Annotated in this window: 10 protein-coding genes; 3 read left to right on the forward strand and 7 right to left on the reverse strand. The window is 67.0% G+C overall.

All coding sequences use genetic code 11. The annotated features are described in order from the left end of the window. Positions 1 to 266, reverse strand: a 266-nt coding sequence (locus E1288_RS48435) for a hypothetical protein (protein ID WP_207954927.1), incomplete at its 3' end; no start/stop codon positions are given. A gap of 299 nt (positions 267 to 565) precedes the next feature. On the opposite strand from E1288_RS48435, the gene E1288_RS45260 reads away from it, so the two are divergent. Beyond that, positions 566 to 1864, forward strand: a complete 1299-nt coding sequence (locus tag E1288_RS45260; RefSeq protein WP_132495389.1) for an MFS transporter — start codon at positions 566 to 568, stop codon at positions 1862 to 1864. Here the strand turns inward: E1288_RS45260 and E1288_RS45265 are convergent. Beyond that, positions 1853 to 3151: a bifunctional 3,4-dihydroxy-2-butanone-4-phosphate synthase/GTP cyclohydrolase II gene (locus tag E1288_RS45265; RefSeq protein WP_132495391.1), complete on the reverse strand. Its 1299-nt coding sequence runs from the start codon at positions 3149 to 3151 to the stop codon at positions 1853 to 1855. The genes E1288_RS45260 and E1288_RS45265 overlap by 12 nt on opposite strands. Positions 3152 to 3332: 181 nt before the next feature. On the opposite strand from E1288_RS45265, the gene E1288_RS45270 reads away from it, so the two are divergent. Further along, positions 3333 to 4898: an acyl--CoA ligase family protein gene (locus tag E1288_RS45270; RefSeq protein ID WP_165968627.1), complete on the forward strand. Its 1566-nt coding sequence runs from the start codon at positions 3333 to 3335 to the stop codon at positions 4896 to 4898. A gap of 56 nt (positions 4899 to 4954) precedes the next feature. Here E1288_RS45270 and E1288_RS50245 read toward each other — a convergent pair whose 3' ends face one another. The 5 genes from E1288_RS50245 to E1288_RS50250 form a co-directional block, all read right to left on the reverse strand. Then, on the reverse strand, positions 4955 to 5467 hold the full coding sequence (locus tag E1288_RS50245; RefSeq protein WP_328592576.1) for a MarR family winged helix-turn-helix transcriptional regulator: 513 nt from the start codon (positions 5465 to 5467) through the stop codon (positions 4955 to 4957). Continuing rightward, the gene (locus tag E1288_RS49585; RefSeq protein WP_235884272.1) at positions 5448 to 5780 is read right to left on the reverse strand and encodes an MFS transporter; all 333 of its coding nucleotides are present in this window, start codon (positions 5778 to 5780) and stop codon (positions 5448 to 5450) included. The genes E1288_RS50245 and E1288_RS49585 overlap by 20 nt, the downstream gene beginning before the upstream one ends. Before the next feature lie 159 nt (positions 5781 to 5939). Then, a complete protein-coding gene (locus E1288_RS49590) occupies positions 5940 to 6446 on the reverse strand; it encodes an MFS transporter (protein WP_235884273.1) in 507 nt (168 codons plus the stop codon). Between the two features lie 46 nt (positions 6447 to 6492). Further along, entirely contained in the window at positions 6493 to 7185 is a 693-nt protein-coding gene (locus E1288_RS45285; RefSeq protein WP_132495395.1) for a FadR/GntR family transcriptional regulator, read from the reverse strand. 40 nt (positions 7186 to 7225) lie between these two features. Beyond that, the gene (locus tag E1288_RS50250) at positions 7226 to 7897 is read right to left on the reverse strand and encodes a three-helix bundle dimerization domain-containing protein (protein WP_328592577.1); all 672 of its coding nucleotides are present in this window, start codon (positions 7895 to 7897) and stop codon (positions 7226 to 7228) included. Between E1288_RS50250 and E1288_RS45295 the strand changes: the two genes are divergently transcribed. Beyond that, positions 7794 to 8942 carry an IS630 family transposase gene (locus tag E1288_RS45295; RefSeq protein ID WP_235884274.1) on the forward strand — a complete coding sequence of 383 codons (1149 nt, stop codon included), beginning with the start codon at positions 7794 to 7796 and terminating at the stop codon, positions 8940 to 8942. The genes E1288_RS50250 and E1288_RS45295 overlap by 104 nt on opposite strands. Positions 8943 to 9195 lie beyond the last annotated feature (253 nt).

A 9195-nucleotide genomic window follows, 5' to 3' on the forward strand; every position in this document is an offset into this window, starting at 1 on the left:
GGCTCGATTCGCTCCCACAGCTCGTCGGACACGATCCATGGCGGCTGCTCACCCTTCTTCACACGATCATGATCAACCATCAGGGAATGCCAGTCACTACAAGTGATCATTCTGTTAGGAACTCTTATCGCCGTTTTCCTGTCCGCCAGAGGAATCGGCGAGCACGCACCGGCGACTCGTCGACCGATCGACAGCGACAGGGCGCATTCCCGTTCCGCAGATTGTCCACAATAGATACATTGCGTCGCCAGCAATGCCGCTTCCACATCCATTCCTGCGGAATTCGCAATAGTCTTGCACGCCAACGCATTGCGCGTCCGCCCCGCGACGAGTCAGTGTCGACAGGTGCGAAGCGCGGCGAATGTTCGCGCACGCAGCTCGTGCCAATCCACGCGGTGTAGCACGCGATCGACGGCGCTGTACCGGTGCGCCCCGACACCTGACGGAAATCCCCGCTGCCGACCACCGACCTGACAAGGGTGCCCCGGAAACCGCCCCGGCGGAAGCGTCCAGTGATGGGAACCACCCGCCTGTCGCGCTTGCTCGGGGATGACAAGGAGAGTCAATGACGACCGCACAGCATTCCGAGAAGGTGATCAGCTCGAGATCCGCCCGGCGCGCCTCGCTCGCGGGTGGTGTCGGGACGCTGATCGAGTACTACGATTTCAGCGTCTACGGGCTCCTGACGCTGACCATCGGACCGTTGTTCTTCCCCAGCCACAATCCGACGGTCTCGACGCTGTCCACGCTCGCGGTGTTCGCGTCGTCCTACCTCATCCGCCCGCTGGGCGGCTGGTTCTTCAGCCGCCTCGGTGATCGGCGGGGCCGACGGACCGCTCTCGTCGCGACGATCGTGTTGATGGGCGTCGCGTCCGGCGTGATCGGCCTACTGCCCACCTACGGGCAGGTCGGAGTCACCGCGACGATCGCCATCATCCTCGCGCGACTCGCCCAGGGACTCGCGGCCGGCGGTGAGATCGGCGGCGCGGCGACCTACATCGCCGAGCTGGCTCCGCCGGGCAAGCGGGGTTACTACGGGTCGACGATCTCCATCGGGTCCACCCTCGGGTTCGCGGTGGCCGCGGCCGTGGTCGGGGTGGTCCAGTTGCTGGTCCCGGCCGACCAGATGCCGGTGTGGGGCTGGCGGCTCCCGTTCCTGCTCTCGCTGCTGCTCACCGTGGTGTGCCTGTGGGCTCGCCTGCGGGTGGAGGAGTCGCCCCAGTTCCAGGAGCTCAAGGAGACGGCCGCGATCGTGCGCGGCCCGATGCTGGCCGCGCTGCGGAGCCACCCGCTGTCAGTGGCCCGCGTCGCGGGCCTGGCCATCGCCTTCAACGGCACGGGCTACTTCGGGGTCGCCTACTTCGCGATCTTCCTGCAGCAGGAAGGGTTTTCCGCGACCGGTGTCGCCTGGACGTCGGCGCTGTCCATCGCGTTGGCCACCATGACCTACCCCTGGGCAGGCAGGTTGACGGATCGCTTCGACCGCAAGCCGATCCTGCTCGCGTCCTACCTCGCCTACGCCGTCATCGCCTGGCCGGTCTTCGCGCTGCTCATCGCCACGACCAGCCTATGGGTAGTCGGGGTCGTCTACCTGGTCTGCCTGTTCTTCAGCGGCTGGGCGCAGGTTCCGGCGTGGCCGCTGGCCACCGAAATGTTCCCGGCGAACGTGCGCTACTCGGGCATCGCGCTCGGGTACAACATCGGTGCGATCATCGGCGGCATCACGCCGCTGGTCGCCGCGGCCCTCGTGGCCGGCACCGGAAGCAGGACCAGCCCCGTCTACTGGATCGTCGCGGTGGCGCTGGTCGGCGTGATCACCGTGGTGCGGCTGCCGAAGACCGCATCGAAGCCGCTACCCAGCTGACCGCACGGCCGGGCCGGTCTCCGGCCCGGCCGTCGTGGCCGGCGACGCGAACGCATGGCCCATGCGGTCTCGTTTGGTGCGCAGGTACCGCAGGTTCTGCGGGGTCTCGACGGCCGGCAGCGCGACCCGTTCCACGATCTCGAGCGCGTCCCCGTCCAGATCGTCGTACTTCGCGGGGTTGTTGGTGATCAGGCGCAGTCTGCGGACTCCCAGGTGAGCGAGGATCTGGGCCCCGGCACCATAACTGCGGGAATCGACGGGAAGCCCCTGCGCGGTGTTCGCGTCGACGGTGTCCAGACCGAGCTCCTGCAAGGCGTAGGCGCGGATCTTGTGAGCCAGTCCGATGCCGCGCCCTTCGTGCCCGCGCAGGTAGACGATGACACCACAGCCCTCCTCAGCCACGGCGCGCATCGCTTGCTCGAGCTGCGTTCCGCAGTCACAGCGCAACGAGCCGAGGATGTCGCCCGTGAGGCACTCGCTGTGCACGCGGGCCAGGACGCCCCGCTCGGAGCGCGTGGCCGCTGCGATGTCGCCCATGACGAGAGCCAGGTGCTCGGCACCGTCCACATGCCACCGGTACGCGATCGCCTCGAAGTCGCCGAAGACGGTCGGCATCGTCGAGTTCGCCACGGGTTCGACGAGCTCTTCCGTGGCGCGCCGGTAGCGGATCAGGTCGGCGATCGCGAGCACCGGCAGGTCGTGGTCCTGCGCGAACGCGGTCAGCGCCGCACCACGCAGCATCTCGCCGTCGTCACCGATCAGCTCACTGATGATGCCGACCGGCCGGCGACCGGCAAACCGCAGCAGATCGACAGTGGCCTCGGTGTGCCCGGCACGGACCAGGACGCCGCCCTCGCGCGCCCTCAACGGGAAGATGTGGCCCGGGCGGCGGAGCACGTCAGGCGTCGTGGCCGGGTCCGCCAGTACACGGCACGTCTGCGCCCGCGCGGTCGCCGAGACACCGGTACCGGTGTCCACGTGGTCCACGGTCACGGTGAACGCCGTGCCGTGCGCGTCCTGGTTGTCGGCCACCATCGGCGGAAGCCCGAGCATGTCGGCCCGCTCGGAGGTCATCGGCGTGCAGACGATGCCGGTCGTGTGCGCGACGAGAAAGGCCATTTGCTCAGGCGTCACGCTCTCGGCAGCCAGAATCAGGTCGCCCTCGTTCTCGCGGTCGTGGTCGTCCACGACCACGACCATGCGCCCCGCGGCCAGCGCGTCCACTGCGGCCCGCACGCTCTCCGCCGAGGTCGCCGCACGGTTCCTCAGTCCTGTCGCGGTGGTCATGCCGAATCTCCCTGTTCCCGAATCACCCAGCTATGTTACTTACAAATAACATTTTCAGGGCTCACTCGAAGCCTTGACGTCATGATTGCCACGGCCTACGTTACTCGTCAATAACATTTAAGGGAAGGGTGGACATGGACTTCTTCCTCATGACCGGCAACCCGGCCCGTGGAGGCGTGCGATGACTCCCGACGTGGACTCCTTGTCCTTCGAGCCGCTGACCCCGACCTCGTACCTGGATCGAGCCGCAGCGGCGCACGGAGATCGGGTCGCGGTGGTGGATGGGCCGTCCCAGTGGACCTACGCGGAGCTGCACGACCGGTGCCGGCGGCTCGCGGGCGGACTCGCGCCGCTGGCCGGAGGTCGTCCAGTGGCGGTGCTGGCACCGAACACCCACGTGGCGCTGGAGGCGCACTACGGGGTGCCGTGGACAGGAGTGCCACTGGTCGCGGTGAACACCCGGCTGGCCGCGGACGAGGTCGCCTACATCCTGGCGCACTCCCGCGCCGCCGCGCTGATCCACGACCCGTCGTTCGACGCGCTGGCGGATGAGGTGCTCACCCGGATGGACGCCCCGCCACGCCGGATCCGGTCGGGACAGGAGTACGAGGACCTGCTGGCCGCAGCGCAGCCGCTGCACCGGACCCCGGCCGACGAGCGGTCGCTGCTGTCGATCAACTACACGTCGGGGACCACTGGCCGGCCGAAGGGTGTGATGTACCACCACCGGGGCGCGTTCCTGCAGGCCTTGGCGATGGTGGGGCATACCGGGTTGACGCCGTCGAGTGTGCACCTGTGGACGCTGCCGATGTTCCACTGCAACGGATGGACGTTCCCGTGGGCGGTGACCGCAGCGGCCGCTACGCACATCTGTCTCTCCAAAGTAGACCCTACGGAGATCTGGCGGCTGCTGCGGGAGGAGGGCGTCACGCACCTCAACGGGGCACCGACCGTGCTGTCGATGATCGCGTACGCCCGCGAGGCCGAGCCGCTTGAGCACACGGTGCGGATCGCCACCGGTGGTGCGCCGCCGTCGCCGTCGATTCTGCGGCGAACGACGGAGCTGGGGTTCGATGTCACGCACCTGTACGGACTGACCGAGACCTACGGACCCGCCATGCTGTGCGACTGGCGCCCGGAATGGAACGACCGTGACGCCGAAGCGCGGGCGCGGCTCAAGGCGCGCCAGGGCGTCGGGAACATGATCGCCTGCGTTCCGCGGGTCATCGCGGAGGACGGTGCGGACGTCCCGGCGGACGGGATCACCACAGGGCAGATCGCGTTGCGCGGCAACAACCTCATGCTCGGCTACCTCGACGACCCGGAGGCCACCCTGGCGGCGGTGCCGGACGGCTGGTTCCGGACCGGGGACATCGGCGTCGTGCACCCCGACGGGTACGTGGAGCTGCGCGACCGCTCGAAGGACGTGATCATCTCCGGTGGAGAGAACATCGCGTCGGTCGAGGTGGAGCAGGCGATCATGGACCATCCGGCGGTGCTGGAGGTCGCGGTGATCGCGGTGCCGGACGAGCGCTGGGGTGAGGTCCCCGCCGCCTACGTGACGCTGCACGACGGGGCCACCGCTACTGAGGCGGAGCTCATCGAGCACGTGAAGGGCAGGCTGGCCCGGTTCAAGGCGCCGAAAACGGTCGTGTTCGCCGAGCTGCCGAAGACCTCCACCGGGAAGATCCAGAAGTTCGTGTTGCGGGACAAGGCCTGGACCGGGAGCGAAAAACGCATCAGGTGAACGAGGAAACGCGCGGCGGCGCGATCGTGCCGCCCCCGCGTTGGGGAGTCCCCTTATTACGGCTCCTTCCGTGGTTCCGGGATGGTGTCGTCCGGCGACCGCGGAGGTGGCGGCGGGCAGATACCGGCCATCGTGTAACCCACCGAGGCCAGGCACTCCACGAACTCCGCGAGGTACCAGCGCAGTTTCCGGTGCCAAGGCGGCACGGATGCGGAACGTCGTTCGAGCAACATGGCGCTATTCCTTCCTCGTGCGCTGAAGATCGCCGACGAAGTAGCCGAGCAGGTCTGCGAACGGCCACGAGCTTCGGGAGGCCAGCCAGCGAGGGCGTCGATGTATTGGGCGGCCCTGCGACGGCGCTCGGCGTCGAGCATTCGGCGGCCGGTGGCGGTCGCGGCGAGCAGACTGGCACGACCATCGTCGGGATCGGCCCGGCGCTCGATGAGCCCGGACCCGACCAGCACGGCGACCTGCCGGCTGATCGTCGACGGGCTCATGCACAGCGCTGCGGCGATCTCCCCCGCACGCAGGGGCCCTCCTCGGCGAGCTTCATGAGCAGCGGTAACCACGCGGACTCGAGCTCCACCTCGGAACGGCCCGGCTTCGCTCGCCTGACCAGCGAGTGCACGCCACGACCGCAAGCGCCGGCAGGACAAGCAAAATCGCGAAACCGGTGGCAACGATCACGGACGCGGCAGCAGCAGCGAAGCGCTGGTCGTGACGGCCTCGGGTGAGCAGTGGCAGCACCATGCCCGTGACCAGCGCGACGAGCTGGTAGTAGAACAACATCCAGCCGGCGGCCGTGGTGCTCATGCCCTGCTCGGCGAGGACGCTGGGCAGCCACGCGATGGCGGTGTAGAAGGCGAGGGACTGCAGGCCCATGTAGAAGGACACCTGCCACGCCAGCCAGGACCGCTACGGAATCCGAGCATGCGTCCCGCTGGACCGCACGCCGCCGTCCGCCCGGGCCTCGCGCAGCCGCGGCAGCCACCCTGCGAGCGCGCCGAGCGCCACCACCACTCCCCAGGCCAAGGCGGAATGTCAGCTTCCGGGCAGGGCCTTGGCGAGCGGGACCGAGATTCCCGACGACAGAGCCGCGACCAAACCCATCGCGGTGACGTACAAGGCGCTGATCATGTGCACCTGCGGGCCGGGTACGTGGATACGAATCACCGTGGGCAGCAGGACGTTGCCCACCGCGATCGCCGCCGAAAGGATCACCGTCCCGGCGAACAGAGACACGATCGACGGCACAGACCGGATCACGGTGCCCGCCGCCAGCACCGCGAGGGCGACCACCAGGAGACGAGTGGTGCCGAATCGGTGGGAGACGCGCCCGACGAACGGCGAGGTCACGGCAAACATGAGCAACGGCAGGGTGCTCAGCACACCACCCGCCGCCGCGGACAACCCGGTGTCACGTTCGATGGCCGACAGCAGCGTGCCCACACCCGTCAACGTCGCGCGCAGATTCGCCGCCACCAGTAGTATCGCGATCACGATGCCGACCGAAAGAGCAGGCGTGGCAGCAGGTTTGGTGGTGGTCACGGCTACGTGGACCTTGCTAGCCTCGACGCGAGGATCCTGGAGGCGGTCACTCTGATCGCTCCATTCCGGCCTCGGTGAGCTTCACGATCTCGGTGGCGCAGTGGCGTGCGCCGACTTCGTCCTCGGCAGCGATCGCCTCGACGAGCCGCCTGTGCAAAAGGGTGTGCTCGGCGGCCGTCGCACTGGGCCAGAGCGTGCGGCCGATCTGCTCGGTGACCGCGACGCTCAGGACGTCGTAGACCTCGGTGAGCAGGGGGTTGCCGCCGGCGCTCACCACCTCCTGGTGGAAGCGGGCGTCGACCTCTACAATGGCGTCGATCTCTGGCGAGTCCGCGATCGCCTTCGCCTCGTCAAGCAGGTGCCACAGGCGAGCAAGGTCGTCTTCGGTGCGCCGTGACGCGGCCAGGCCAGAGGCGTACTCCTCCAGCACCGCACGCAGTTCAAGCACATCCCTCCGTCTCGAGGAACTGGCACGTCTCATCAGCACCGAGTGCATTTCGCTCGATGTCCGGACATACGTGCCGTCACCCTTGCGCGCCTCCAACAGACCCAGGTGCACCAGCGCGCCGAGCGCCTCACGCACCGTCGTGCGCCCGACACCGAGCTGTTTGACCAGCTCGTGTTCGGGCGGGATCCGCATCCCCACTGGCCAAGCACCGGACGCGATCTGCTCACGGAGGGTGTCCACCAGTTGCGCCGCCAGGCTCGCGACACGGCGCGGCGCACGAAGATCATTCATACGGCAACCCTAACGCCGAATGTCTGACATCTGTAGGTGCCTATTGAATCCGGCTGGCTCCTTGCTCATCGGCGAGATGACCTCTCATGAGCACCCCGACCTCCGACACCCTCACTGTCAGCGCAGCGGATCTCTTGGCAAAGGTTGGTGAGGAACTCAAGATCTCCCGCGATGCCGTGACACTTCCCGGAGAAACTGCGACCCCAGAAGTCGAAAGCCAGCTTCGCCAAGCGCGCGGGCTTGCTCCACCACCTCGAGCAAGCGCTCGCCCACGACCCCGGCTTCGCCCTCCTGGAGCTTCGGGGGTGATGGGCACGGTGGCTCCTTGGCTTTTGGCGATGTCGGTCAGCCGCTCGCGGGCGTAGCGGGTGGTCAGGGTGGTCAGGTGGGTGTGCACGCGGGCGGTCGCGTTCAACTGTTGGTAGGTGTCGGCGACGACGGCGTGGATGGTTTCGGTGGCGAAGATGCCCTGGAACTGGGTGTGGAGGTCGGCGGCCGCGTGGTCGATGAGCGCGGCGACCTGGGCGTTGGTCGGCCGGTATTCCTCTGCGTCGTCGCGGCTAGTGTTCCGTAATTCTGGTTTCTTTACTTTGGCTTGATTGATCTTCGTGTTGACTGGGTCTGTGGAGCTGTCGACGGGCGAGGAAGCCGAGCTGCGGGCCGTGACGAACAGTCGGGATGTGCCGGCACGGGTAGCGACGCGGGCGCGGATCGTGTTGTGGTGCGCGGAAGGCAGGCGCAAGAAGGAGGTCGCGGTGTTGGCGGGGGTGTCGCGGCCGACGGTCGATCTGTGGCTGCAGCGGTATGCCGCTGATGGGATCGCGGGCCTGCTGGATCAGTCGCATGCCGCGCCTCGCGAGCAGGTTCCTGCCAGGATTCGCGGGCGAATCCTGGCGCTGACGCTGGCGGGCCCGCCGGGTGAGACGGGGCTGTCGCACTGGTCGAGCCGGGAGATGGCCGCCTATATCAAGCGCACCGAAGGCGTGGCCGTCTCTCACAACTATGTGGCGATACTGTGGCGGGACAACGGATTGCGACCGCACCGGCAAGGCACGTTCAAGGTCAGCAAGGATCCCGAGTTCGCCGACAAGGTCGCCGGCATCGTTGGGCTGTACCTGGAGCCGCCGGGCGGGGCGGTGGTGCTCTGCGTCGATGAGAAGACCCAGGTGCAGGCCCTCGATCGCACGCAGCCGGTGCTGCCGATCGCCTTCAGCGCGACCGAGAAACGCACCCACGACTACGTCCGCCACGGCACAACGAACCTCTTCGCCGCGCTGAACGTGGACACCGGCGAGGTCTACGGCGAGTGCAAGCCCACCCGCAACGGCGCGGACTTCCTGGCCTTCCTCAAGCAAGCCGTGAAACCCCACCAGGGCAAGGACATCCATGTTGTGCTTGACAACCTCTCCACCCACACGACCCCAGAAGTACAGGCATGGCTCGAGAAGAACCCGCGGGTGAAGTTCCACTTCACACCGAAAGGATCCTCGTGGATCAACCAAATCGAGAACTGGTTCTCGATCATCACCCGCCAGTCGATCCGGCGCGGCACCTTCAGCTCGGTCAAGGTCCTCATCTCGCGCATCCGCGACTACATCCAGCACTGGAACACCGACCCGAAGCCTTTCACCTGGACCGCAACCGCCGACGAAATCCTGGCCAAGGTCCGGCTCGTCCAGGCCAACATCAAGAAGCTTGTCGACAACAACGCTAAGCCTGGATGCACCGAGGAATTGTTCTTGGATAGCAACGTTTAATGAGTGAAAGTGCCTCCTGACCTGCGATGATCAGAGTTGCTGAAGCACTGATGTCGCGTGGATCGGAAGGCACTTTCGGTGAGATTGTTCCATAGGTGGTCGCAGATGGCGGCCCGGTTCGATGACGAGAATCTCGTGTCGTGCTCGGGGCTGGTGCCGGTGATGGCGCTGGCCGAGCAGGCCGGGTTATCGGACCTGGTCAGCGACGCGGTGAAGATCACGGACCCGCCGATCGCGTCGACCGGAGTAAATC

The sequence above is a fragment of the Saccharopolyspora elongata genome, assembly GCF_004348985.1.
Taxonomy (GTDB): domain Bacteria; phylum Actinomycetota; class Actinomycetes; order Mycobacteriales; family Pseudonocardiaceae; genus Saccharopolyspora; species Saccharopolyspora elongata.